Source organism: Brachybacterium sp. EE-P12 (genome assembly GCF_003711805.1).
Taxonomy (GTDB): domain Bacteria; phylum Actinomycetota; class Actinomycetes; order Actinomycetales; family Dermabacteraceae; genus Brachybacterium.
Window position 1 is genome coordinate 1 of record NZ_QXCP01000002.1, and the last position, 24,404, is coordinate 24,404.

Genomic DNA, 24,404 nt, shown 5'->3' on the forward strand with positions numbered 1-24,404 from the left:
CACCTAGTCAAAACAGCCTGACCAAACCAACCGACTGACTCCAACCAGCTTGACAGTCAACGTTCTGAACCACTTCGGGCACGAAAGTGGTTCAGAACGGCGCATTCTTCGCTGCGGGCGGGTGCGCGCGAGGCCCTCGCCGCGGGCGGGTGCGAGTGCGATGCGGGGCGGAGGAGTGCGGGGCGGGCCATGACGAGGCCAGCGGGATGATTAATGTGCGGACTTGTGTTCCGCACAGATCGACATCGCTCAGAGACTCCGCGCGTCGCCCGACGGCGGGGCGCGATGCGGCCGCACCGGAGAACGCCCAGGCCACAAGGCAATCCGGGAGAATCGCCGCCCACCTCTACCACGTGCTAGTAGCACGTGATAGTTTGTACGGACATCGCGACCCAGAGATATGCACAGCGTGGTCAGGGTCGTCGATGCCATCACGGACGAAGGAGTCACGATGTCGCACGGACCGCTCACGCCGGCACCTGCCGGCCCTGCTCACCTCCCGCCCCTCACCCCGGGGCCCTACCGCAGCCGGCTCGGGAAGGTGGCGCTCGTCGCCACCCTCGGCGGGCTGCTGTTCGGCTACGACACGAGCGTCATCAACGGCGCCGGCGGCTTCATGTCGGAGGACCTCGGCCTGGACGCCCTGGGGCTCGGCATCGCCGTCAGCTCGCTGCTGTTCGCCGCGGCCGTCGGCGCCCTCACCGGCGGCCGCGTCTCCGACGCCATCGGCCGCAAGCGCACCATCCTCGTGATGGCGCTGATGTTCCTGGTCGGCGTCGTGATCGTGGTCAGCGCGCCGGGCCTCGGCGCGGTGGTCGCGGGCCGCATCGTGCTCGGGCTCGCCGTCGGCACCGCCTCCGTCGCGGTGCCCGTCTACCTCGCCGAGCTCGCCCCTTACGAGATCCGCGGTTCCCTCGCGGGGCGCAACGAGATGATGATCGTGACGGGTCAGCTGGCCGCCATCGTCGTCAACGCGATCATCGGCAACCTGTGGGGCGAGCAGTTCGTCGGCATCTGGCGCGTGATGTTCGTGTTCGCCGGCATCCCGGCGGTGCTGCTGCTCCTGGGCATGGCGCGTCTGCCGGAGTCGCCGCGCTGGCTGGTCGCCAAGGGCCGTGCGGACGAGGCGCTCACGATCCTGGAGACCCTGCGCCCCGAGGGTCGGGCCGTCCCCGAGCTCGCCGACATCTCCTGCAGCCAGGAGGCCGAGGCCCGCCGCAGCACCATGAGCCTGGCCGAGATCCTCTCGAACCGGAACCTCGTGAAGATCGTGCTGATCGGCTGCGGCCTCGCGTTCTTCCAGCAGACCACCGGCATCAACTCGATCCTCTACTACGGCGAGAAGGTGCTGCACGAGTCCGGCTTCACCCACGGCGGCGCCCTGATCGCCAACATCGCCCCGGCCGCGATCTCCGTGCTCGCAGCGATCATCGCCCTGCAGATGATGGACCGCGTCAGCCGGCGCAAGACCTTCCTGTGGGGCTACGGCCTGGTGGCCGTCTTCCACCTGCTCATCGGCCTCGCCGCGGTGACGATCCCCGAGAACCCCGACAGCCTGCTGAAGCCCTTCGTGCTGCTGGCCCTGATCACCCTCTTCGTCGGCGCGATGCAGCTGTGCCTGAACGTCGCCACCTGGGTGACCCTCTCGGAGATCTTCCCGCAGCGGATGCGGGCGTTCGGCATGGGCGTCTCCGTGTTCGTGCTGTGGATGACGAACTCGTTCCTGGGCCTGTTCTTCCCGAAGATCATCGAGGTCCTGGGGCTGTCCGGCTCCTTCTTCGCCTTCGCGGTCCTGAACGTCATCGCCTTCGGCTTCGTGATGAAGTGGGTGCCCGAGACGCGCGGACGCACCCTCGAGCAGCTCGAGGAGGACGTCACGACCGGCGAGATCTACCTGCCGCAGAGCACGTCCTGACAGGCGGGCAGCGGTCCACGAGCAGCGGCCGACGGTCCCGGTGCACGGGGCCGTCGGCCGCTCTCTCGCGCCGGCCCCGTGGGACAATGCCCGGGTGACGAGCACCAGCACCCCGGACGGACGTGACAGCCCTGAGGGTGCGTCGGCTCCGGTCCGTCCTGCGCGGCGCCCGACGATGCAGGATGTCGCCGACCGGGTGGGCATGTCCCGTCCGCTGGTCTCGATCGTGCTGCGCGGGGCGCCCGGCGCCTCGGAGGAGTCCCGCCGACGGGTCCTCGCCGCGGCCCGCGAGATCGGCTACCACCCCGACGACTCCGCCCGCATGCTGCGCCGACGCCGCAGCCGGATGATCGGGCTGATGTTCACGATGCGCCAGCCCTTCGAGATCGACCTGGTCGACGCCCTCTACGCCGCAGCAGCGGAGCGCGGCTACCGGCTCGCGCTGAGCCACATCGGCCCCGGCCGCACCCAGCGCACCGCGATGGACGAGCTGCTCGGGCAGCGGATCGAGGCGCTCATCGCCACCGCCGCCGACGGCGGGGCCGGCACCATCTCGGACCTCCCCGGCACCGTGCCGGTCGTGCTCCTGGCCGGTCCCGGCGCGGCCGAGGGCGAGGACGCCGCGGTGCTGGACGAGGTGCGGGTCGAGAACGCGGCCGGGGTCAGCACGGCCGTGCGGCACCTGGTCGAGCTCGGCCACGAGGACATCGTCTTCGTCGGCCCCACGGGCGGACCGAACCCCACCGAGCGCCGCGCAGGCTACGAGACCGCGATGACGGCCGCAGGGCTCGGTGACCGGATCCGTTCCCTCGAGAGCCCCCTCGACGAGATCGGCGGGCATGCGGCCGCGAGCGCGCTGCTGGCCGAGCCGCAGCGCCCCACCGCGGTGCTGTGCGCGAACGACCGCTGCGCCTTCGGGCTCGCCGAGACCCTGCTGCGCGCCGGTCTCGACATCCCCGGGGACGTCTCCGTGGTCGGCTTCGACGACAGCGCGGTCGCGCGCCTGCCCTTCCTCGACCTCACCACGCTGCGCCCCGACCCCCTGCAGATGGCCCGGCTCGCGATCGAGGCGGCGGACCGGCGCATCGCAGAGCCCCGCCGTCCCGCGGAGCATCCGCGAGTTCCCGTCGAGCTCGTGGTGCGCTCGAGCACCGGGCCGGCGGCGGCGCGGGGCTGAGCGGGCCGACGCGATCGGTCACGGGACGGGGACGGCGCTCCAGGAGACGGGTTCGAGGTCGAGCGGGGTCGAGCGCCCGGGCAGCTGCACTCGGCGCGGACGGGCCGAGAGGTTCGCGAGCAGGACGGCGTCGCCGTCCCCGATCGCCCACAGCAGGCCGTCCTCGGAGCACCCTGTGACCAGGGCGTCCTCATGCTCGCGGGTCGGAGTGCCGGAGGCGGCGCCGCCCAGCCCCGCGAGCGGCTCGGGCGCCTGCTCGTAGGTCAGCGAGGCGATCCCCGGGACCGCGAGCGCCGCCGCGCTCGCGACCGTCCACGCCTCGTGCAGCGCGGTGCCGGCACGGGGATCGGCAGGCGGGGCCGGTGCGGGCACCGGCTGCGGGCGGGTCGCGACGTTCGCGAAGCGCGGGCGCAGGGTGATCGGGCCGACGTGCACCGGCAGCCCCGGAACACGCGCTGTGAGCTGTTCGGCGAGCAGGCGCTGCATGGCGACCGCCTCGATCAGCTGCTCAGTCTCCAGGGTGTGGAACAGCGGTGTGGTCGCGAAGGCGAGCGCCTCCGGCTCGGCGGCGAGCACCGTCTCCCACTCGCGGTTCAGTTCCGTGAAGTGCGAGCGGGCGCCGGCGACGACGGGGATCTCTTCGGGCGCGATCTCCCGCAGCGCCGCGGCGAGCTCGGGGGTGGTGACGTGCCGGGCCGCATCGGCGATGCCGAGGAAGCGGATCGAGGTGCCGTCGCGCACCGCCGCGGCCAGACGGCGTCTGAGCTGGGCGAGCACGGCCGGATCGGCAGGGGAGGGGGAGACGACCCAGAGCGCGAGCTCATCGCGAGCGGTGAGCGCAGCGTCGAGGCGCTGCGGCCAGTCAGGATCGGCGAGCTCGAGGTCCAGGTGGCCGGTGCCGATCGCGGGCATCGCGCCGCCGCGTCGCCAGGTCAGCTCCTCGGCCTCGGGATCGGTGCGTGCTTCCGCCTCGACGGTCGCGCCTGTCGGCATCGCAGCGTCCGCGGTCAGCACGAGCGACTGCCGCACGTGCTCCCCGGCGGCCACCGTGTACGGGAACGGCAGGTCGAGCGGCCGGGAGTATGTCTTGTAGGAGGCGTCGGTCCAGTTGCGCTGGTCCTCCATCTCGAACACCTCGCCGGCGAGGTCGAGCCGCAGCGGCACGCCGTCCGTCTCCCAGGCGAGGCTCGCGATGTCCTTCGCGGGCTGGTGCGGGCTGACCTGCTCGGGGAAGGACAGCTCCTCGACGGCGCCCTCGGAGTGCGTGACCTGCAGCGTCGTGCCCGCGAGCTGGGGCGGGTGGAGCGCCACGAGTCCGATGCGATTGGTGGGCGAATCGGTGAGCGCCTCGAGATCGAGGTCGACCACGAGGCGGTCCCCGTCGGCCGTGGCGTGCACGGCGCCCGCGAGGTCGAGGCCGAGGCCGTCGATCCGCAGACGCAGGGTGAGCGCCCCGTCGCCGGTCTCGACGACGGTCCTGCGAGGCCAGGCCGTCGCCCAGTCCTCATCGCGCGCCACCGCCCGGATCGCGCGCAGCACCAGGCGGCCATCGCAGCGGACGTCCGCGAGCTCGTCCCCGCGCACCTCGAGCGACCAGCGACCGGAGGACCAGCGGCCCTCGGCGGCAGAGCCGTCGCCGGCCGACGGGGCGGCGTGAACAGGGGTGTCGGGCGACACGGGGCCGCCTGCCGGGGTGTCGGCGGCGGGGTTCACAGCGAGGTCATGCCGCCGTCGACGCGGAACAGCGCGCCGGTGGCGAAGGCGGCATCGTCGCTCGCGAGGAACACCATGATCCCCTCGACGTCTGCCGGGGAGCCCGGGCGGCCCATCGGGATCCGTCCGACGATCGCGGCGCGCTCGGCCGGATCGTCCGAGATGGTCGTGACCAGCGGGGTCTCGGTGTAGCCGGGGACGACGGCGTTCACGCGGATCCCGTCGGCCGCATAGGCGGCGGCGACGGTGCGGGTGAGCCCGTGGATCCCGGCCTTCGTGGTCGCATACGAGGTGAAGTCGTTGCCCTCGCCGGTCAGGCCCGTGGGGGAGCCGGTGAGGATGATCGAGCCGCCGCCGGTGGTGAGCATCGAGCGGACGGCGTGCTTCACAGTGAGCATCGTGCCGGTGAGGTTCACGTCCACCGTGCGCTGCCAGACGGCGAGGTCGAGGTCCGCGATCTTCGCGTCCTGCCCGAACAGCTGGACGCCGGCGTTGGCGACCACCACGTCCGGGCTCCAGTCGGCCTCCGCGAGCTCCGCGAAACCGGCCTCGACGGCCGGCTCGGAGGAGATGTCGACGGTCAGGGGGCGGGCCTCGGCGCCGAGCTCGGCGACGATCCCGTCGGCCGCGCGGGCGGCGGCCTCGGCGTCGCGGTCGGCGATCACCACACGGGCGCCCTCACGGGCGAAGCGAGTGGCCACGGCCAGGCCGATGCCGGAGGCGGCGCCGGTGACGAGGGCGGTGCGGGAGATGAGACGAGACATCGTTGGATCATCCGTTCATGAGGAGTTGCCCGCAGTCTGCCGAACCGGTTGACCAGATGGCAAGTGGTGGGCGGGCGCTGGGGGTCGAGGGTGTCTCCCGCTCCGCAGCGGCCGTACGCTTCCCTCGAGTCCCCGCACCGACGCGGGACCGCCGTCGAGAGGAATCGTCATGACCGAGAACGCCGCACAGGACAGCACCGCGGGCGGGACCGACGGCGGCGACTCCGCCCAGCCCCAGGACTGGTCCACGGGCCGCCCCGTCCACTTCGAGATCCAGGCCGCCGACCCGCAGCGCGCCGTCGAGTTCTACACGGGCGTGTTCGGCTGGGGGACCGAGGACTGGTCCGAGTACGTCGGCGCGACCTACATCGGGCTCTCCACCGGCACCGGCCCCGGCATCGACGGCGCGATCCTCGGCCGCCCGGGCGGGGAGAACGCCGAGGTCGGAGGGCCCGTGATGGGTGCCGTGATCACGATGGGCGTGGCCGACTTCGACGCGGTCGCCGAGAGGATCCTCGCCGCAGGCGGCACGGTCGCGCTGCCGAAGTACGCGCTGCCGGGGATGGCCTGGCAGGGCTACTTCCACGACACCGAGAACAACGTCTTCGGCCTCCACCAGCCCGATCCCGAGGCGAAGTGAGCGCCGCGGCCCGGTGTCCGCGAGGGGTGCCGGGGCGCTGAGGGTGGCCGCTGCCGAGCACCCGGAGCGCTCAGCGCCCGAACAGGTCGCCCAGGCCGAGATCGGAGATCTGATCGCCGAAGCCGGTGAGCTGCTCGCCGAGGTCGGAGACGCCGCCGCCGAGCCCGTCGGCCGCGCCGTCGAGGCCCTCGACGCCGGCGAACTCGCCCATGCCCTCGAGCCCTTCCACGCCCTCGAAATCCTCGGTGAAGCCTGCGAGCTGCTCGGAGAGATCGGGGGCGAGGGCGTCGACGTCGATCCCGTCGCCGATCGCCGCCTCGAGCAGAGAGCCGCCGAGGGAGCTCAGCACCGCGCCGCTCGCGACCGCCGCGAGCAGGCCCGCCGCGCCGGCACCGGCCGCCCCGAGTCCGACGGCCCCGGTGCCGAGAGCGGCCTTCCCGATCCCACCGGAGCGGCCGCTCCCGGCGCTGCCGCCGACGCGGCCCAGCAGACGCGTGAGCCGCCGCGGATCCAGCACGCCGAGTCGGGTCGCGGAGCGGGCCAGGTCCTGCGGGTCCTCGGAGCGCGGCCGCTCGCCCTCGGGCAGCTCGCTGCGCATCGTCGTGCCCAGCTGCTCCCGCTGCGCCGGTGTGAGGCGCTCGAACGCCTCGCGGTGCACGCTCTCGAGCTGGTCCGGCTCCGCGGTGCGCACCAGGTAGTCGTAGCGGGCGATCGCCCGACGGTCCTCCGCGGTGAGCTCCGCCGCTCCGGCCGCGCTGGCGGCTCCGGCTGCGCCGGCGGGCCCGGTGGCACCCGTGTGCCCGCCGCCGGCGCCGCGGGCGGGCCGGTCACCGGCGAGCGACGGCATGGACGTCGTCGGGATGCCCACGCCCGCCCCGCGCGAGGAGTCCGCAGCCCGGGGGCTCCGGCGCGGGCCGTCGTCCCGGTGGGACGAGGGGCCGTGCGCCGTGCGCTGCGAGTCGCCGTCCCCGGTGAGGGCGTCGGCGGCACCGTGCACGAGGGAGCGCCAGTCCGAGCCCCCTCCCGTGCGGGAGCGGCCCGAGCTCTGCTGGCCCAGGACCTTCTGGGCGGTGCCGATCAGGCGGCGGAACGTGCTCATGAGGGTCCTTCCGGTAGGGCGCGCCCGGGGCTCCGGGCAGGGGACGAGGGTGACGGCACCGCCTCCGTGCCCGCGGGGATGTCCCTGGACCGCGCCTGGGAACTCAGCGTTCCCGCGCACCCCCGCCTGTCCGCACGTCCGCCGCGCTGGGCGCCGGGATCTCCGGGTCGAAGGGGATCATCGGCCGGTCGATCCGGGAGTGGCCGAGCCGCTGCAGGTCCTGGTCCACGCCGCCCGGGGTCAGCGCCAGCAGCCAGTCCGCCGCCGCCTCGTACTGCTCGGGCTCGAGATAGCCCATCTTCACGGTGACCACGTCGACGCCGGTCATCGACAGCCCCAGGCGCGCGAACATCGCGCGGGTCGCGAACTGGGAGCGCCGTGCGGTGACCACGACGGTGAGGCCGGTGGGCGCGGCGTGGACGAGCCCGGCCGACGGGGCCGTCCCGTCGCCGTCCTCCGGGGGAACGTCCAGCACCCGCAGCGCGGCCGCGCGACCCGTCGGCCCGGACTCGTCCAGCGCCGCGACCTCGACCGCGAGCGGCACGGGCCCCGGCTCCCGGGCGTCGATCCGCCCGCCCACCTGCACGGACAGACGCCCGCCGACACCCGCCTTCCAGGCCGCATCCGTCGTCACCGGGTCCACGAGCGAGACCATCAGCGCGCTCACCTCGCCCGCACGGATCTCGGGCCGCGCTGCGAGAGCGGCGAGGCAGTGCGTGGTGTCGTCGGCGCCGCCCGCGCCGGGGTTGTCGCCCGAGTCGGAGATCCAGAACGGCCGCGCCGAGGAGGCGATCGCCCGGTCCAGGCACGCCTCGAAGCTGCCGGTCGGGGCGACGAACTCGAAGTCGTGCCGCGCCTGCCAGACGGCGCCGGCCAGCTCGAGCGCCGCCTGCTGGACGGCCCCTGCCCCGTCCCCGAAGGCGACGATCGCGGCCTTGCAGCGAGGCTGGTCCGCCCAGGCGAAGCCGATCCAGTACGAGACGTCCGTGACGCCCTCGCGCTGCGTCAGCTCCGGGATCCGCGCGTACAGCGACTTCGCCGGCTCGATACGGGTGGAGGTCTTCTCCCCGGGCAGCAGGATCGGCACGTGCACGAGCGCCTTGTGGGGCCGCGCCCCGCCGTCCCGCACCCGCGCCGCGATCCGGGCCAGGTCCCGCAGCCCTCGTTCGCGGGTCTCCCAGGCGTCGATGTGCGGGGCGTGGCGGTAGCAGGTCATGAGGTCGCAGGCCTCGAACAGGGCCTCGGAGACGTTGCCGTGCAGATCCATCGCGGTGCCCACCACCACCTCGGGACCGATCGCGGCGCGGATCGCGGTGACCAGATCGCCCTCGGCGTCGTCCAGGCCCACCACGCTCATCGCCCCGTGGATGTCGAAGAAGAACCCGTCCAGCGGCGCTGCGGCATGGGCGGCGGCGAGGCCGCCGGTGATCTCCGCCTTCCAGCCCTCGTAGACCTCGCGCTCGAGCTGCCCGCCGGGCAGGGCGCGGGCGTGCAGCACGCCGACGTACTCCGCCTCCGGCACCTCGAAGGGGTAGCGGGCCAGGATCTCCTCCGTCCCGCGCCGCACCTCGAAGTCCGCCTCGCCGGAGCGGTAGGGGGTGAAGGTCGAGGACTCGATCGCGATGCCGGCGATCGCGAGGCGGGGCGGGGGAGTGGACTGCGTCGTCGCAGGCATGGGGGCTCCGAACGGCTTAAGCGGTTGATAGCGTGGTGGTCATCCTCGCACCCTGCGGTCCCGGTGACCAGCGAGGACCGCGACGAGGACGAGGACGCCCATGATCAGCTTCGAGCACCGCCACGGCCCCGACGGCGCCGCGCCCGCCTCCGCCTACCCGGACCTCGTCGTCCCCGACTGGTACCGCGACGCGAAGCTCGGGGTCTTCGTGCACTGGGGCCTGTACTCGGTCCCCGCCTGGGCCGACGTGCTCGACCGCGAGGGCGTCACCCCCGAGACCGCCTACGCCCGCCACCAGTACGCCGAGTGGTACGCGAACACCGTGCGCATCGAGGGCAGCCCCACCCGGGAGCGGCACGAGCGGCTGTACGGCCTCGGCCGCTCCTACGAGGACTTCGCCGAGGACTGGCACCCCGACGAGGACGCCATCGCCGGGATCATCGACCTCGCCGCCCGCGCCGGCGCCGGCTATGTCGTCCCCACCGCCAAGCACCACGACGGCTTCTGCCTCTGGGACAGCGCCACCACCCCCTTCACCGCCGCCCGCCGCGGCCCGGGCCGGGACCTCATCGCCGAGTTCGCGAGCTCGACCCGCGCGGCCGGGATGCGGCTGGGCCTCTACTACTCCGGCGCCCTGGACTGGCACGTCAGCGACTTCCCGCCGCTGACCTCGCACGACGACCTCTTCGCGCTGCGCCGCAACGATGCCGCCTTCGCCGGCCACGCCGCCGCGCAGCTGCGGGAGCTCATCGACCGCTTCGCCCCCGACATCCTGTGGAACGACATCGACTGGCCCGACGCCGGCAAGCACGAGGGCCCCGACTCGCTCGCCCAGCTCTTCCGTGAGCACCTCGCCGCGGTCCCCGACGGCCTGGTCGACGACCGCTGGGGCGTTCCCACGCACGGCGTGCTCACCCGCGAGTACCAGGACATCGACGCAGTCCAGGACGAGGTGTTCGAGGCGACGCGGGGGCTCGGCCTCTCCTTCGGGTACAACGCCGAGGAGTCCGCCGAGCACGCCCTCGACGGGCCCGCGCTGATCCGACTGCTCGTGGACGTGGTCTCCAAGAACGGGAACCTGCTGATCAACGTCGGCCCCCGCGCCGACGGGTCGATCCCCGAGCTGCAGGCCACCGCGCTCGAGGAGCTGGGGGAGTGGCTCGCCGTGCACGGGAGCGCGCTGCGCGGCACCCGGCCCTGGTTCCACCAGGCGGTGCGCGTCCCGCCCCCTGGAGTGAGGTTCACGCGCGGTCGCACGGCCGACGGGAGCGAGGTGCTGAACGTGCTGCTGCTGGACCCCGCCGCGGGCGAGGTGGTGCTGGATGCACAGGTCAGCCGGGCCGTTCGGGAGCTGGTCGCGGAGACGGTCGATGACGGATGGGGAGCGGACGACGATCCGGTCCGGCTCCGTCCAAGACCTTCCGACGAGGTGGTGTCGGTGGTGACCCTGCCGCTGCGCAGCGTCTCGGATCCGGTCTGACCTGCCCGACGGCGAGCCCGTCGGCCCTTCACCCCGTCAGCAGCCGCACCCCGGTCCCCAGCGACAGCAGCGCGCCGAGGAACCCCAGCACGATCACGAGCCGGTGGATCCCCAGTTCGCCGAGGCGACGCTGCAGCAGCTCGCCGAGCCCCACGGCGAGGACGAGCGAGGCGAGCATCGCCGCCCAGACCCAGACGGGCATGTCCGGCAGCTGCCCGTCGTCCCAGGCCAGCTTCGTGCCGAAGGAGACCAGCGAGACCAGGATCCACAGCGGCTGCAGCGTCGCCACCATCGGCAGCGCCGGCCACCTCGACAGGACCGCGTACACGGTCGCGGCAGGTCCGCCGACGCCGCCCAGCACGGTGCCCAGGCCGATCCCGATCCCGGTCCCGATCTGCACGGGGACACCGTCGACGGTGGTGGCCACGCGGGCCAGCAGCACGGAGATCACCAGGCTCAGCAGCACCAGCGTCGCGACCACCAGGTACAGCGGGGCAGGCGGGGAGATCGAGGAGAGCCAGGCCGCGAACGGCATCACCGCCACCGCCGGCAGGCCCAGGCGCAGCACCTTGCCCCATTCGATCTGCGACCAGATCCGCGGCAGCATCACCACCGGCACCAGCCCGCCCAGCAGGTTCGCGAGCATGATGCCCTCGTGCGCGCCGATCAGCACCACCGCGTAGGGGGCGAAGACGATCCCGAGCCCCATCCCGGCCACCCGCTGGATGATCGCGCAGACCAGCACCAGGGCGATCAGGGTGAGGGAGAGGGCGAGGGTCACCCGGTGACCGTATCGAGGCTCGGCTGTGCGAGCGCGGCGGGGAAGGGGGCGAGCGACAGAAAGGGGCGCGGAGCGGCACGCTGCGGAGCTCAGCTCCAGCGCGTGCCGCTCCGCGCCCTATTGTGCAGACGAGTCCCCGCGCAGGCCCGGCTCAGCCTCGTGCGAGCAGCTGCGCGATCTGCGGATGGCCCGCCTCGTAGCCCTCGAGCAGCGCCCGGCCCAGCGCCGGGGAGCTGACCAGGGGGTGCGTCGAGAAGCCGCGCCACGCGGCCTCGCGCGAGCCGGTCGTCGCGGCCTCGAGGATCGCCCGCTCGGAGGACCGCAGCGCGCTCATCATCCCCAGCCGGCCCAGCTCGATGGGCGCGATGGGCAGGGGGCGGACCCCGTCGCCGTCGACCTCGCACAGCACCTCGAGCACGCAGTCGGCAGGCAGCTCGGGCACGATCCGCTCGCTCGCCGGTGCGTCCTCGCGGCCGGCGGCGATGTTGCCGACGTCCAGGATCATCCGCTCCCGCCGGCCGGTCGCGATCGCGGTCATCAGCCGCATCGCGACCTCCTGGTAGCCGCCGCCGGCGACGTCCTCCTCGCGCCGCTCCTCGTCGCGGGACTCGGCCATGTAGGTCGCCTCCCGCTCGTGGAGCGTCGCGCGCCAGAGGTCCAGGGGCGAGGTGCAGCACGCCTCGCCGGGCCCGCGCCCGTCGGCCTCCGCGGCCGCGAGGTAGAAGTCGCCCTGCTGCTTGGCCAGGAACTCCCCGCGCGTGGTCGCGGCGGCGGTGATCCGCCGGATCGCCTCGTCGGTGTGCAGGTAGTAGAAGAGGTACTCGTTGGGCAGCGCCCCGTCGGACCGCACCCAGTCCTTGCCGATCAGGCGCGCCTCCTCGATCTCCTCGAGCGCCGCGTCGTCGGCGAGCAGTCCCGGGAGGCGGTCGGTCCCCTCGAGCCGCACCGAGCGCAGCCAGCCGAGGTGGTTCAGGCCCACGTAGTCGACCTCCGCGCCGCGCTCGCCAGCCACGAGATCCGCGCCGAGCAGGCGGCCGACGCGCCGCACCAGCCCGATCGGGGTGTCGCAGATGCCCACCACGCGGTCCCCGAGCACGGAGCGCATCGCCTCGGTGACGATCCCGGCGGGGTTGGTGAAGTTGATGGTCCAGGCCTGCGGGGCGACCTCGGCGATGGTCCGGGCGATCTCGAGCGCGACCGGGAGGGTGCGCAGCGCGTAGGCGAGTCCGCCCGGCCCGATCGTCTCCTGGCCCAGCAGGCCGAGACCGAGCGCGACCCGCTCGTCGACCGTGCGGGCCTCGGCGCCGCCCACCCGCACGGCGCTGAACACGAAGTCCGCGCCGGTCAGGGCCTCGCGCAGGTCCGTCGTCGCGAGCAGTCGCGGCAGGGCGACCGCCCGCCCCTCGGCCGTGAGGTGCTCGCCCTGCCCCTCGATGACCGCGCTGATGGTCGCCAGGCGCGAGGGGTTGACGTCGTGCAGCGCGATCTCGTCGACGGTGAGGCCGGTGGCGGCGGTCGCGACCGCCTCGTGGACCAGCGGGACGCGGAACCCGCCGCCTCCCAGGATGGTGAGCTTCATGGCAGCAGGACCTCCACGTCCTCCCCCTCGGGGAGGTCGATGTCGTCGGGCAGGGGGGAGCGGTCGGTGACCAGGGCGGTGAAGCGCGGCAGGCGGGCGACCTCGAGGAATCCGGTGCCGGGGAACTTCTCGTGGTCGGCGAGCAGGTAGGTGCAGGTGGCGACGTCGAGCAGGCCGCGCTTGACCGGGACCTCGCTGGGGGTCGAGTCGAGCACCGCGCCGTCGGGCCGGATCCCGGCGGTGCCGAGGAAGGCGCGGTCCACGCGCAGCTGGCGCAGCGCCGACTCGGTGAGGACGCCGACGAGGGAGTCGTAGTTCGGGCGCAGCAGCCCGCCGAGCACCACGATGTCGATCGCAGGCGCGCTGGCCAGCGCCCGCACCACGGCGAGGGAGGCGGTGACCACGGTGAGGGAGCGCTCCGCGAGCAGCGGGCACATCGCGGCGACCGTGGTGCCGATGTCCAGCGCGATCACCTCGCCGTCCTCGATCACGGCGCATGCCCGCTCGGCGATCGCGCGCTTCGCGGCCGGGGCCGAGGCGGCGACGTCGGCGAAGGAGCGTGGATCCGCCTCGGGCCGCACGGAGCCGCGCAGGTCGGTGGCGCCGCCGCGCACCCGGCGCAGCGCCCCGCGCTCGGCGAGCACGTCGAGGTCCCGACGGATCGTCGCCTCGGAGACGTGCAGGTCAGCGCTGAGCCGGCCGACGGTCGCCGCACCGCTGCGGCGGATCGCCGACACGATCGCCCGGTGGCGCTCCTCGCTCAGCATGGCGTCACCGTAGCACCGTGCACGCAAATTCACGCAGCTTCGAACAGCTCCGTGCATCTACGCGCATGTCATGGCATCATGGTGCCCTGCACCACACGGGTGCCGAGGCGGGCGGACGCGATGGAGCGGCCCCGCCGAACCCCTCAGGAGGACACCATGCGACGACGTCATTTCCTCGGGACCACCGCCGCGCTCGGCGGACTGGGGCTTCTGGCCGCCTGCGCCCCCGGCTCGGACAGCGACGGCGGCGATGCCTCCGCCCCCGCCGCCGAGGAGGTCGAGACCGACATCGCCTCCCTCGGCGAGGTCACCCTCACGGTCTGGGACCAGGAGGTCCGCGGCGCGCAGAACGACGCGATCGAGGCGCTCATCGAGGCCTTCGAGAAGGAGTACCCGAACGTCACCGTCGACCGCGTCAGCCAGTCCTTCGACGACCTCCAGCAGCAGACGGGCCTGGCCCTGTCCGGCAACGACGTACCCGACGTCCTCCAGGTCAACAACGCCCGCGGCGACATGGGCACCTACGTCGCCGACTCCCTGCTCACCGATCTCACCGGCTACGCCGAGGCCTACGGCTGGACGGACCGCTTCGCCCCCAGCGTGCTGAGCAAGATGATGTACTCCGCCGACGGCGTCACCTTCGGCGAGGGCTCGCTCTACGGCCTGCCCCAGACCGGCGAGATCTGCGGCATCTACTACTCCCAGAAGAAGCTCGACGACCTCGGCCTCGAGGCCCCCACCACCTGGGACGAGCTCTTCTCCCTGGTCGAGGCCGCGCAGGAGGCCGGCGAGCAGCCGATCATGCTCGGCAACCTCGACCAGTGGCCGGCCCTGCACGTCTTCGGCCCGCTGCAGGCGCACTTCGTCCCCGCCGAGGAGATCGTCACCCTCGGCATGGGCAACGCCGGCGCGGACTGGACCAGCCAGGAGAACGTCGACGCCCTCGCCCAGCTCGCCGAATGGGGCACCTCCGGCGCGATGGGCGACTCCCCCAACGGCCTCGCCTACGACGACGCCTGGCCGCTGTACGCCGAGGGCACCGGCGTGCTCCTGATCGGCGGGTCCTGGCTCGCCCCCGACATGGAGGCCGTGATGGGGGAGGACCTGCGGTTCATGGCCCCGCCGCCCGGGGCCGACGGGACGGTCGCCACCACCGGCGGCACCGGCATCCCCTTCTCGATCCCGGCCGCCGCCGAGAACAAGGACGTCGCCGCCGCCTACATCGACTTCCTCACCAGCGACGAGGCGATGCAGCTCATCGCCGACAACGGCGGCATGCCCGTGAACCGCACCGCCGAGCTCGCCCCGGACTCCGGCGTGAACAAGGACGTCTACGAGGCCTTCGACGCGGTCTCCACCGACGGCACGCTGCTGCCCTATCTCGACTACGCCACCCCGTCCTTCGCCGACACCGCCGGGGCGACCCTGCAGGAGGTGATCGGCGGCCAGACCGAGCCCGAGGCCGCCGCCGAGGCCCTCCAGGAGGACTACGGCGAATTCACCGAGGGGACCTGACCCGGTGACCGCGACCACCGCCTCCGGGCACCCGGCCCAGGGCTCCGCGGCCGACGGGCGCTCGTCCCGTGGGCGCGGGGCCGACGGGCACCCTCGTCGGCCCCGCCGCGCGGGCAGGCCCTCCGCCGTCGCCCGCTCGCGCGCCGCGCCGCTGCTGTTCCTGCTGCCGGCCTTCGCGGTCTACGCCGCGTTCGCGCTCTATCCGCTGGGCCGCGCCGCGCAGTTCTCCCTGTTCGAGTGGCGGGGCTTCGGGTCCTCGACCTTCGTGGGCCTCGACAACTACGCCGACCTCGCCGGGGACGCCGCCTTCCGCGCCGCGATCGGGAACGCGCTGGTGCTCATCCTGTTCTACGCGGTGATCCCGCTCGTCGTCGGCCTCGTGCTCGCCGCCGTGCTGCGCCGCGGGCAGGTGCGGGGGATGGGCGTCTTCCGCACCGTCATCTTCCTGCCCCAGGTGATCGCGCTGGTCGTCGTCGCGGTCGCGTGGCGGCAGATCTACTCGCCCGTCGGCCCGCTGAACCAGCTGCTGGACGCGGTGGGACTCGGAGCGCTCGCCCGCGGCTGGCTCGGCGACCCGAGCACCGCACTGATCGCCGTCGGCGTCATCGGCACGTGGATCGAGATGGGGCTGGTGATGCTGCTGATGCTCTCCGGGATGAGCCGCATCCCGCAGGAGCTGTTCGAGGCGGCGCGGCTGGACGGCGCCGGGCCCGTCAAGGAGTTCTTCGCGATCATCCTCCCGGCCGTGCGCGGCGAGATCACCGTCGCGCTGGTGCTGACGATCATCGCGGCGCTGAAGACCTTCGACCTCGTCTACATGACCACCTCCGGCGGGCCCGGCAACTCCACCACCGTGCCCAGCTACGAGGTGTACTTCCGCGCCTTCGACCTGCGCGAGGTGGGCTCCGCGAGCGCCGTCGCGATCGTGCTGACCGTGCTGATCTTCGCGATCAACGTGGGCGTCACCCGCATCGGGGAGCGTGAGTCATGAGGGTCTCCCGCGCCGAGACGACGCTGAACTACGTGATCCTGCTGGCCTTCGCCGCCTTCGCCCTCGCGCCGGTGCTGACGATCCTGGCCACCTCGGTCTCCGCCCCGCTGGGGGAGAGCGGCGGGCTGCACCTGGAGAACTTCGCCCGCGCCTGGACGGTGGGCGGCTTCGGCCGCTCGCTGGGGAACTCCGCGGTGGTCGCCGCGATCGTGGTGAGCCTGGCGACCGTGCTCTCGATCGGCTCCGGCTACGCGCTGGGCACGATGCGATTCCGCGGCGCGACGGTGCTGTTCTACCTGTTCCTGCTCGGGATGATGATCCCGGCCGAGGCGACCGTCATCCCGCTGTTCTTCGACCTGCGCACCCTGGGCCTGACCGACACCTATGCCGCGATCGCCCTGCCGCAGGTCGCGCAGTCCATCGCCTTCGGCACCTTCTGGCTGCGCGCCCAGTTCCGGGCCATGCCCTCCAGCCTGCTCGAGGCCGCCGCGCTCGACGGCGCCGGGCCCGTGCGGGCGCTGACGCGGATCCTCGTGCCCGCCTCCCGGCCCGCGATCGTGACGATGCTGGTGCTGGTGTTCATGTGGACGTGGAACGAGTTCCTCATCGCCCTGGTCATGACCCCGGGCGGCAGCCTGCGCACCGCCCCGCTGGGCCTGGCGACCTTCCAGGGCCAGTACACCTCCGAGACGGCGCTGCTCGCCGCCGGCGCCGTCATCATCGCCCTGCCCACCGTGATCCTGTTCCTGTTCCTCCAGCGCCACTTCATCCGCGGGATGCTCGAAGGAGTCGCCAAGTGATGACCGACCGCCCCCACCCGACCGACGCCGACACCGTCGACCGCCGCACGCCCGGCAGCGCCACCCCCGCGCCGCCCGAGGCCGCCGAATGCCAGGACTGGGACCCGCTGGCCGCGCTGCGCACCCCGTCGGACCCGCCGCTGGACGTGCTGCTGTCCGGCACGGTGTTCTTCGACATCGTCTTCACCGGCATGGACCGCCTACCGCAGCCCGGCGAGGAGCTGTGGTCCAAGGGCATGGGCTCGAGCCCCGGCGGGATCGCGAACCTCGCCACCGCCACCGCCCGGCTCGGGCTGCGCACGGGCCTCGTCGCCGGCTTCGGGGACGACGCCTACGGCGACTGGATGTGGCAGACGCTCTCCGAGGAGGAGGGCATCGACCTCAGCGCCTCGCGGCAGTTCGACGACTTCCACTCGGCGCTGACCACCTCGATCGCCGCGCACGGGGACCGCGCGATGGTCACCCACGGCCACGACCTGCCCGAGCCGCTCTCCTCCCTCATCGCGCGCGCCCCCGCGGCCCGTGCCGCCGTCGTGGACCTCGCCGGGGAGACCTCCTGGTGGGCCGAGCTCGCCCGGGGCGGCGCGCTGATCTTCGCCGACATCGGCTTCGACGCGACCGGGAGGTGGGACCCCGCCGACCTCGCTCCGCTCGCGCACTGCCACGCCTTCACCCCCAACGCCGTCGAGGCCACCGCCTACACCCGCACCGACAGCCCCGGGAAGGCGGTGCGGGCGCTGGCCGAGAAGGTGCCGCTCGCGGTGGTGACCGACGGGGTCGACGGCGCCTACGCGATCGACTCCTCCACCGGCGAGGAGGCGTTCTGCCCCGCCGTGCCGGTCCACGCCATCGACACCACCGGTGCCGGGGACGTGTTCGCCGCCGGGCTCGTGCTCGGCACCCTCGCGCAGTGGCCGCTCGAGCAGCGCCTCCGCTTCGCCTCCCTGTGCTCGGCGCTGGCCGTGCAGCAGTTCGGCGGGTCGCTCGCCGCCCCCGGCTGGGGCGACATCACCGACTGGTGGCGCCAGCTCAGCGACGCCTCCGCCGACGGGGACCTCCGCGCCGCCTACACCCGCGGCGGCTACGAGTTCCTCGACGCCGTGGTCCCCGACCACCCCGTGCTCGGCCGGCGCCGCGCCCAGGGCACCTTCGCGCTGCGCAGCGACGCCGGTCGGCACTGACCCCGTCCTCGCCCCTCCACGACCTGCATGCCCCGACCCATCCACCGGTGCATCGATGCGCCGCCGCACGAGAGAAGTCAGGAACCATGTCGCACCAGCCCGACACCGGCACCGGCGGCCGCGCCGGCTCCGCGCCGCGCGGGATCTCCCGTCGGCGCCTCCTGCAGGGCTCGGCCGTTCTGGGCCTCGCCGCCGGCGCCACGGCCCTCGACCTCAGCGGCCTCCCGCCGATGGAGCGCGCCCTCGCCGACGGCTCCGTCGACCTGGACATCCTGTACATCGGCGCGCACCCGGACGACGAGGCCTGGACCCTCGCCGCCTTCGGCCAGTGGAACGAGTTCGAGGACCAGACCGCCGGGGTCATCACCATCACCCGCGGCGAGGGCGGCGGGAACGCCGTCGGCCTCGAGGAGGGGCCTGAGCTGGGACTGATCCGCGAGGGGGAGGAGCGCACCGCCGTCGGCTACGCCGGGATCGAGCACGTGTTCAACCTCGACGCCGTCGACTTCTTCTACACCCTCTCCGCCCCGCTCAGCTACGACGTGTGGGGCGGGGCGGAGGTGCTCAGCCGCGTGATCCGGGTGGTCCGCGCGACCCGTCCCGACGTGATCGTGACGATGAACCCGTCGGCCGTGCAGGGCAATCACGGCAACCATCAGCAGGCCGCGATGTTCGCGGTCGAGGCGTATCTGCTCGCCGGCCGGGAGGACGTCTTCCCCGAGCACTTCGACGAGGGGCTGAAGCCCTTTGCCCCGAAGCGCCTGCTGCGCTCCGGCTCCGACGGCGAGGCGCCGACGGGCCCCGACGCTGTCGCGACCGGGTTCACCCCGCTGGTCGCGAGCGATGTGGTGTTCGGGGCGTGGAACGGCACCGAGTCGGAGCGGCACGGCAAGCGCTGGTCGGCTGTACGGGACGACTCCGTCCACGCCTACCGCACCCAGGGCTGGCACGTGAACCCGCCCACCACCAGCGATCCGGAGGAGATCCCCGCCGCCTGGTTCACCCTCATCGACTCCCGCACCCCGATCCCCGACCCGACCAGCGGCGACACCGCCGCGCTCGCCGGGGCGACCCTCCCGATCGACGGCGGCCTGCCGCTGGGCACCACCCTCGAGCTGCGCTGCGAGCAGTTCGCCGTGCAGACCGGTGGGAAGGTCGAGGTCGAGGTCGTGATCGGTGCCGCAGGCAGCGCACTGCCCGGCGTGCAGGTGGAGCTCGAGGCGCCGGAGGGCTGGGACGCCGGGCGCCGGCAGGTCCTCGGCACGATCCCCGCGAAGCAGTCCCGCAGCGTGACCTTCGCCGTCGAGGTGCCGGAGAGCGCGACCCCGGGTGAGCACGTGCTGCTGCGCGCCCGCGTCACCTCCCGCAAGGGCAGCGGCGAGAACGTGCTCCCGCTGCGCACCGCCGGCGTGGTCGAGGCCGGCATCGCCGACCGCGCCGAGATCGCCGCCTTCCTGGAATGGACCGAGGAGCTGGGGATGCAGCGTCTCGACGCGCTCGTGCCCACCCGTCGGTCGCTGGGCCAGGGGCGCGCCGAGGAGTTCGAGATCGTGGTGCGCAACCGCTCCGAGCAGGTCCAGGACGCGGAGGTCACCCTCGCCCTGCCCGACGGCTTCACCGCCGAGCCCGCCGAGCTGCTGGTCGAGGCCGTCCCCGCTCTCGGCGAGGCGACGGCCGCGGTGCGGATCGAGAACACCGATGCCTCGCTGCCGACGGCGAACCGCGCCTCCGACGGTGGGGTCTACGCCGTGACCGTCACCGCCGCAGCCGACGGGGTCGCCGCCGAGACCGCGCAGGGCCTCCACCTGGTGCCGCGCCTGGTCGCCTCCCGCAGCGAAGGGGTCGAGGTCGACGCGGTGCGCGGCAGCGAGGAGTACCCCGGCGAGCCGATCGACATCGGCACCCTCTGGGAGGGTGCGGAGGTCACGCCGGAGGATGCCTCGGGCGCCACCTGGGTGACCTACGACGACGAGGCGCTGCACGTGTTCGTGCAGGTCGTCGACGACACCCTCGGCGCCCTGCTGCCGCCGGAGGACAACAAGCAGCGCTTCCGCACCGACTCGATCGAGATCATGATCGACCCGCGCGGCACCTCCGACAACACCTCCACCACCTTCATCCTCGGGGTGCTGCCCGGCACCGACGACGGCGCCGGCCGGGTGGGCGACCCGGTCGGCGGTCGCGACCACGACAACCGCCAGGGGCCGATCGAGGAGGTCGCACCGACGGTGCGGATCGCCGCGAAGGTCTCCCAGCCCTACCAGGGCTACGTCATCGAGACGACGATCCCCTTCGCGGAACTGCCCGACGGCATCGACCCCACCCGGATGGGCTTCAACGTGGTCGTCTACGACTCCGACACCCAGGACCGCACCGGCCAGTCCCGCATCGGCTGGTCCACCTTCCCCGGCGTGCAGGCCGATCCGTTCCGCTGGGGCGTGCTCGAGCTGCCGGGGCTCGAGGCCGGGCCCGAGGCGCCGGTCGAGCCGCGGATCCCGGACACCTCCGCCCGCTCCGTCGCCTCACCGCAGTCGATCCTGCAGTCCGCGGCCGACGGGGTGGGGCTCGGCGGCTTCCCCGCGCTCGGCGCGGAGGCGGTGCGGGTCGACAAGGCGACCCGCCGACGCCGCGAGATCAGCGCCGTGGTGCGCACCGCGGCGCCCGGCACCCGGCGGGTGTTCGTCTGGGACGGGGAGCGGACCGTCGGCGAGCTCGAGGCCACCGACGTCCGCTCCGCCCGCGAGGTCGTGACGATCCCGCTGGTCGGGGACGTGCCGGCCGACGCGACGCTGACCGTGGCCGTGTCGCTGGAGAACGAGGACGGCGCCGGCGCGGGCGCCGCGACGGTGCGCTGAGCGACGGTCCTCCACCGCTCCGGCGCCCGGGTTACTGCAAAGTCATGTGCCGCTGCGTTCCCACCGTGGAACACAGCGGCACATGACATGAAGCTGCGTGCCGCGCGGGTGCATGCCGCGTGGACATGCGGCGCGGGGCCCGTGGCTCCGGGCGGTCGCCCCGTGCGGGGCCCGGATCAGCCGTCGGCGCTGCCCGTCACGGCGCGCTCGAGCGCGGCGAGGGACTCCTCGAGGAAGCTCGGCGGGAACGGCGGCAGGCCGAACTCCTTCTGCAGCGGGTCGGGCACGGCGCTCCAGTCGTAGGTCAGCGTGACCTCTGTGGCCGGCCCGCCGTCCGCGCCGCCTGCGGGGGCGAGGTCGTAGCGCCAGGTCCAGCCGCCGGTGCCGAGCTCGCCGTCCGGGCCGTACTGCCCCGGCTCCCACGCGATCGTCCGGTCCTGCTCGAAGGCGATCACGCGGTTGTGCATGTCGTAGCGGCCCTGGGCGTTCTCGTGGAACATCTCGATGCCGAACACCTGCCCCACCCCGGTCAGCGGCGTCGGATCCTCCTCGAGGGAGCCGCGGACCCAGTCCGTCGGCTCGGTCTCGTGATGCCGGGCCGGGTCGGCGAGCAGGGCGAACACCTGCTGCGAGGCGGCGGGGATCGTGCGGGAGACGACGTAGCGTCCCTCGTCGGGCGCGGTGCGTCCGCCGTCGGTGCCCTGCTCGCCGGCGCTCTGCGTCTCGGTGCTCATGCCTGCTCCTTCGTGTCCTGGGTGTTCGTGTCCTGGTCGGCGCAGCACTCCGCGCGGTGCTCCGACGAGTCGTGCGAGTCTCCGCCGCCCGGCCCGTAGAGGGCCGCGACGTCGGGGGAGTCGAGCCACTTGTCGTAGGTCTGCGACTGCGGCCAGCCCTCGGGGGAGTCCTGCCAGGCCTCCTGCCTGCCGTAGGGCAGCACGTCCACGAGGGAGAAGGTGTGGCCGAGCTGCTCGGTGCCGCGCCCGTCGGTGTGCCAGGTGCGGTACACCCGCTCGCCGTCGCGCAGGAGGACGTTCACGGCGAAGCCGCCGCCGGGCGGGGCGCCGACGTCGGCCCCGAAATCGCTGTGCGCGGTGGAGTACCAGTCCATGCGGTTGCCGACCTTCTCGCGATAGGCGAGGGCCTCGCCGATCTCGCCCTGGGTGACGATCACGAAGCGCGCATCGTACGGACGCAGGAAGTCGGTGCGGGTGAACTGCGAGGTGAAACCGGTGCAACCGCCGCACTGCCAGTCGGCGCCCGGGGTCCACATGTGGTGGTAGGTGATCAGCTGCGTCGCGCCGTCGAAGACGTCGACCAGGCGGATCGGCCCGCCCGGCCCCTCGAGCGTGTAGTCGGGCAGCTCGACCATCGGCAGGCGACGACGCTGCGCGGCGATCGCGTCGAGCTCCCTGGTCGCGGCCTTCTCGCGCACCCGGAGCGCATCCAGCTCGCGTCGCCAGGTCTCGGCATCGACGACGGGTGGCCGGGCAGGGGCGTGGTGCGAGGCGGTCATGAGCGGTCCTTCCGGGAGGTCCAACGGGTGTAGGTGACGCCGGAGGCGAAGGAGAGGTGCTCGACGAGCTCGAGCCGTTCGGTGTGCCCGTCGGGGAAGAGCCGGCGGCCGCGCCCCTGCACGTACGGGTACGTCCACAGGCAGTAGGCGTCCACGAGACCGGCGGCGATCAGCGCATGGCAGAGGGTGATCGAACCGGTCAGGGAGATCTCCGCCCCGTCGGCCTGTTTCAGGGCGCGCACCTGCTCCAGCGGGTCGCCGGTGAGGATCGTGGAGTTCTGCCATTCGGGATCCGTCAGCGTGGAGGTGACCACGTACTTCTGCAGGGTGTTCAACTCGTCGGAGACCCCGGTGGTGTCCTCGGTCTGCTGCGGCCAGAAGCCGCGGAAGTCCTCGAAGGTCTGCCGGCCCAGCAGGATCGCGTCGCAGGAGGCGCTGTCGCGGGCGAGGACCCGGGCCTGATCGGTGTCCTGGGCCATCGGGTCGAACCAGTCGTCGAGCATCTCGACGCTGCCATCGGCGGTGATGTTCTGGGTGAGGATCAGGGGTCGCACGGGGACCTCCTCCGGTCGGTGCCTCGGTGGAACCACGCTAGGGCCCGCAGTGCGGCGAGGGTTGTCCGATCCTGCGCAGACGGGGCGGGCGGGTGCTCCCCGCCGCCCTCGCTGGAGCGCTCCACTGCTACTGTCGGCCGGGTGAGCAGGACTTCCGACGGGGACAAGGGCCGAGCCCGCCGCATCACCATGGAGGACATCGCCCGCGAGGCCGGGGTCTCGCGCGCCCTCGTCTCGATCGCGATGCGCGACGCCCACGGCGTCAGCGCCACCACGCGCGAGCACATCCTCGAGGTCGCCCGCCGGCTCGGCTACCGCCACAACCGCGTCGCCGCCGACCTCGCCGGTCGGGGCGCCGGCGCGATCGGCGTGTTCGTCGCCGACCTGCACAACGACCTCTACGCCGACGTCTTCGACGGGATCCGCGAGGTGCTCGATGCGGCCGGTCGGCGGATCGTGCTCACCGTCGGGGCGGCCGACGGGTCCCGCGACACCGCGGGGCTGGACGGGCTCCTCGAGGCCCGGGTCGGGGCCTCGATCGGTCTCGGCGTGCGGCTGTCCGACGCGGAGCTGCACGACCGCGCCCCGCTCGGTCCCCTCGTACTGACCACCCGCGAGGTGCCCGGACTGCTCTCGGCCGCCTCCGACGACGTGGCCGGGGCGCGCCTGGCGACCGAGCACCTGCTGGCCCTCGGCCACTGCCGCGTCACCTTCCTCGCGAACCCGCCCGGGGACGGCTATCTCGGTCGGCGCCGCGGCTACGAGGCCGCGATGACGGAAGCCGGGCTGGACCCGCACGTGCAGGTGACCAGCTACGACACGGCCGAGGTGCGCCGCTGCGCACGGGACCTCCTGGCGGGCGAGCGCCGGCCCACGGCCGTCCTCGCGCACAACGACCGCGCCGCCGTGGCCGTGCTCGGTGCGCTCGCGGACCTCGGCCTGCGCTGCCCGGAGGACGTCTCCGTGGTCGGCTACGACGGGGCCGAGGCCGCGGCGCTGCCCGGCATCGAGCTCACCACGGTGGACAGCCGCGCCGCGGAGGTGGGCCGCCAGGCCGCCCGGATCGCGCTGGCCCAGGTCGATCACGAGGCCGAGGCCCCGGAGCCCGCGCCGATCACCCCGCGGCTGATCACCCGACGCACCACGGCCGCACCGACCGGCGCCTGAGCCAGCGCGCGTCGTCGGCCGAGCACCGGCGCGGGTCATTGCCCGTGAGCCGGGGCACGTCGTCGCTCGAGCGCCGCGCGGGTGTCAGGTTCTGAACCACTTCTGCGGTGAGAGTGGCTCAGAACCTGACACGCGCGGGTTCGCGGCCCGCCCGGGCCCCGTTCGCGGCCCGCGCACGCCCGGCCCGCGCACGCCCGGCCCGCGCACGCCCGGCCCGCGCACGCCCGGCCCGCGCCCA

At 73.4% G+C, this 24,404-nt stretch carries 20 protein-coding genes; 10 read left to right on the forward strand and 10 right to left on the reverse strand.

Going from position 1 to position 24,404, the window contains the following annotated elements; translation table 11 throughout:
- Positions 1-451 precede the first annotated feature (451 nt).
- Positions 452-1,915, forward strand: a complete 1,464-nt coding sequence (locus D1648_RS01125) for a sugar porter family MFS transporter (protein ID WP_122938982.1) — start codon at positions 452-454, stop codon at positions 1,913-1,915.
- A 175-nt stretch (positions 1,916-2,090) separates the two neighbouring features.
- Positions 2,091-3,092: a LacI family DNA-binding transcriptional regulator gene (locus D1648_RS01130; protein ID WP_122938983.1), complete on the forward strand. Its 1,002-nt coding sequence runs from the start codon at positions 2,091-2,093 to the stop codon at positions 3,090-3,092.
- Positions 3,093-3,110: 18 nt separating this feature from the next.
- On the opposite strand, the gene D1648_RS01135 is transcribed toward D1648_RS01130, so the two are convergent.
- Together D1648_RS01135 and D1648_RS01140 are read right to left on the reverse strand one after the other, a co-directional pair.
- Entirely contained in the window at positions 3,111-4,769 is a 1,659-nt protein-coding gene (locus D1648_RS01135) for a hypothetical protein (protein ID WP_126281955.1), read from the reverse strand.
- Between the two features lie 32 nt (positions 4,770-4,801).
- Positions 4,802-5,569 (reverse strand): SDR family NAD(P)-dependent oxidoreductase, encoded by a 768-nt coding sequence (locus tag D1648_RS01140; protein ID WP_122938985.1) that lies wholly within the window; start codon positions 5,567-5,569, stop codon positions 4,802-4,804.
- A gap of 169 nt (positions 5,570-5,738) precedes the next feature.
- On the opposite strand from D1648_RS01140, the gene D1648_RS01145 reads away from it, so the two are divergent.
- Positions 5,739-6,209 carry a VOC family protein gene (locus tag D1648_RS01145; RefSeq protein WP_122938986.1) on the forward strand — a complete coding sequence of 157 codons (471 nt, stop codon included), beginning with the start codon at positions 5,739-5,741 and terminating at the stop codon, positions 6,207-6,209.
- A 70-nt stretch (positions 6,210-6,279) separates the two neighbouring features.
- Here the strand turns inward: D1648_RS01145 and D1648_RS01150 are convergent, their stop codons facing one another.
- Both D1648_RS01150 and D1648_RS01155 read right to left on the reverse strand, forming a co-directional pair.
- A complete protein-coding gene (locus tag D1648_RS01150; protein ID WP_122938987.1) occupies positions 6,280-7,308 on the reverse strand; it encodes a hypothetical protein in 1,029 nt (342 codons plus the stop codon).
- 103 nt (positions 7,309-7,411) lie between these two features.
- Positions 7,412-8,983, reverse strand: a complete 1,572-nt coding sequence (locus D1648_RS01155) for a M81 family metallopeptidase (protein ID WP_122938988.1) — start codon at positions 8,981-8,983, stop codon at positions 7,412-7,414.
- A 100-nt stretch (positions 8,984-9,083) separates the two neighbouring features.
- Here D1648_RS01155 and D1648_RS01160 point away from each other — a divergent pair, with 100 nt between their 5' ends.
- A complete protein-coding gene (locus D1648_RS01160) occupies positions 9,084-10,463 on the forward strand; it encodes an alpha-L-fucosidase (RefSeq protein ID WP_122938989.1) in 1,380 nt (459 codons plus the stop codon).
- 28 nt (positions 10,464-10,491) lie between these two features.
- On the opposite strand, the gene D1648_RS01165 is transcribed toward D1648_RS01160, so the two are convergent.
- The 3 genes from D1648_RS01165 to D1648_RS01175 all read right to left on the reverse strand — a co-directional run bounded on the left by D1648_RS01165 (position 10,492) and on the right by D1648_RS01175 (position 13,590).
- Positions 10,492-11,244 carry a TSUP family transporter gene (locus D1648_RS01165; RefSeq protein WP_122938990.1) on the reverse strand — a complete coding sequence of 251 codons (753 nt, stop codon included), beginning with the start codon at positions 11,242-11,244 and terminating at the stop codon, positions 10,492-10,494.
- Between the two features lie 151 nt (positions 11,245-11,395).
- Positions 11,396-12,823 (reverse strand): 6-phospho-beta-glucosidase, encoded by a 1,428-nt coding sequence (locus tag D1648_RS01170; RefSeq protein ID WP_122938991.1) that lies wholly within the window; start codon positions 12,821-12,823, stop codon positions 11,396-11,398.
- Positions 12,820-13,590, reverse strand: coding sequence for a DeoR/GlpR family DNA-binding transcription regulator (locus D1648_RS01175; protein WP_122938992.1), 771 nt, complete (start codon positions 13,588-13,590; stop codon positions 12,820-12,822). Before D1648_RS01175 ends, D1648_RS01170 begins: the two co-directional genes overlap by 4 nt.
- A gap of 156 nt (positions 13,591-13,746) precedes the next feature.
- Between D1648_RS01175 and D1648_RS01180 the strand changes: the two genes are divergently transcribed.
- The 5 genes from D1648_RS01180 (at position 13,747) to D1648_RS01200 (ending at position 20,932) form a co-directional block, all read left to right on the forward strand.
- Complete coding sequence (locus D1648_RS01180) at positions 13,747-15,105, forward strand: ABC transporter substrate-binding protein (protein WP_122938993.1); 1,359 nt, start codon at positions 13,747-13,749, stop codon at positions 15,103-15,105.
- 151 nt (positions 15,106-15,256) lie between these two features.
- Positions 15,257-16,096, forward strand: a complete 840-nt coding sequence (locus D1648_RS01185) for a carbohydrate ABC transporter permease (RefSeq protein WP_164518536.1) — start codon at positions 15,257-15,259, stop codon at positions 16,094-16,096.
- Positions 16,093-16,896, forward strand: a complete 804-nt coding sequence (locus tag D1648_RS01190) for a carbohydrate ABC transporter permease (RefSeq protein WP_122938995.1) — start codon at positions 16,093-16,095, stop codon at positions 16,894-16,896. Before D1648_RS01185 ends, D1648_RS01190 begins: the two co-directional genes overlap by 4 nt.
- Positions 16,896-18,077, forward strand: coding sequence for a carbohydrate kinase family protein (locus D1648_RS01195; protein ID WP_241155310.1), 1,182 nt, complete (start codon positions 16,896-16,898; stop codon positions 18,075-18,077). Before D1648_RS01190 ends, D1648_RS01195 begins: the two co-directional genes overlap by 1 nt.
- A gap of 86 nt (positions 18,078-18,163) precedes the next feature.
- Entirely contained in the window at positions 18,164-20,932 is a 2,769-nt protein-coding gene (locus D1648_RS01200; protein ID WP_122938996.1) for a sugar-binding protein, read from the forward strand.
- 176 nt (positions 20,933-21,108) lie between these two features.
- Here the strand turns inward: D1648_RS01200 and D1648_RS01205 are convergent, their stop codons facing one another.
- The 3 genes from D1648_RS01205 to D1648_RS01215 are packed head-to-tail and all read right to left on the reverse strand — an operon-like array spanning position 21,109 to position 22,999.
- Positions 21,109-21,666 (reverse strand): SRPBCC family protein, encoded by a 558-nt coding sequence (locus D1648_RS01205; RefSeq protein ID WP_122938997.1) that lies wholly within the window; start codon positions 21,664-21,666, stop codon positions 21,109-21,111.
- On the reverse strand, positions 21,663-22,445 hold the full coding sequence (locus D1648_RS01210; protein WP_122938998.1) for a DUF899 family protein: 783 nt from the start codon (positions 22,443-22,445) through the stop codon (positions 21,663-21,665). Before D1648_RS01210 ends, D1648_RS01205 begins: the two co-directional genes overlap by 4 nt.
- Positions 22,442-22,999 carry a dihydrofolate reductase family protein gene (locus tag D1648_RS01215; RefSeq protein WP_122938999.1) on the reverse strand — a complete coding sequence of 186 codons (558 nt, stop codon included), beginning with the start codon at positions 22,997-22,999 and terminating at the stop codon, positions 22,442-22,444. Before D1648_RS01215 ends, D1648_RS01210 begins: the two co-directional genes overlap by 4 nt.
- A gap of 141 nt (positions 23,000-23,140) precedes the next feature.
- Between D1648_RS01215 and D1648_RS01220 the strand changes: the two genes are divergently transcribed.
- Entirely contained in the window at positions 23,141-24,166 is a 1,026-nt protein-coding gene (locus tag D1648_RS01220) for a LacI family DNA-binding transcriptional regulator (RefSeq protein ID WP_126281956.1), read from the forward strand.
- Positions 24,167-24,404 lie beyond the last annotated feature (238 nt).

Coding starts and splice junctions, on each gene's coding strand:
- D1648_RS01160 (WP_122938989.1), top strand. CDS start 9,084: ATGATCAGCTTCGAGCACCGCCACGGCCCCGACGGCGCCGCGCCCGCC.
- D1648_RS01130 (WP_122938983.1), top strand. CDS start 2,091: ATGCAGGATGTCGCCGACCGGGTGGGCATGTCCCGTCCGCTGGTCTCG.
- D1648_RS01195 (WP_241155310.1), top strand. CDS start 16,896: ATGACCGACCGCCCCCACCCGACCGACGCCGACACCGTCGACCGCCGC.
- D1648_RS01170 (WP_122938991.1), bottom strand. CDS start 12,823: ATGAAGCTCACCATCCTGGGAGGCGGCGGGTTCCGCGTCCCGCTGGTC.
- D1648_RS01145 (WP_122938986.1), top strand. CDS start 5,739: ATGACCGAGAACGCCGCACAGGACAGCACCGCGGGCGGGACCGACGGC.
- D1648_RS01210 (WP_122938998.1), bottom strand. CDS start 22,445: ATGACCGCCTCGCACCACGCCCCTGCCCGGCCACCCGTCGTCGATGCC.
- D1648_RS01155 (WP_122938988.1), bottom strand. CDS start 8,983: ATGCCTGCGACGACGCAGTCCACTCCCCCGCCCCGCCTCGCGATCGCC.
- D1648_RS01205 (WP_122938997.1), bottom strand. CDS start 21,666: ATGAGCACCGAGACGCAGAGCGCCGGCGAGCAGGGCACCGACGGCGGA.
- D1648_RS01140 (WP_122938985.1), bottom strand. CDS start 5,569: ATGTCTCGTCTCATCTCCCGCACCGCCCTCGTCACCGGCGCCGCCTCC.
- D1648_RS01180 (WP_122938993.1), top strand. CDS start 13,747: ATGCGACGACGTCATTTCCTCGGGACCACCGCCGCGCTCGGCGGACTG.
- D1648_RS01200 (WP_122938996.1), top strand. CDS start 18,164: ATGTCGCACCAGCCCGACACCGGCACCGGCGGCCGCGCCGGCTCCGCG.
- D1648_RS01125 (WP_122938982.1), top strand. CDS start 452: ATGTCGCACGGACCGCTCACGCCGGCACCTGCCGGCCCTGCTCACCTC.
- D1648_RS01150 (WP_122938987.1), bottom strand. CDS start 7,308: ATGAGCACGTTCCGCCGCCTGATCGGCACCGCCCAGAAGGTCCTGGGC.
- D1648_RS01190 (WP_122938995.1), top strand. CDS start 16,093: ATGAGGGTCTCCCGCGCCGAGACGACGCTGAACTACGTGATCCTGCTG.
- D1648_RS01175 (WP_122938992.1), bottom strand. CDS start 13,590: ATGCTGAGCGAGGAGCGCCACCGGGCGATCGTGTCGGCGATCCGCCGC.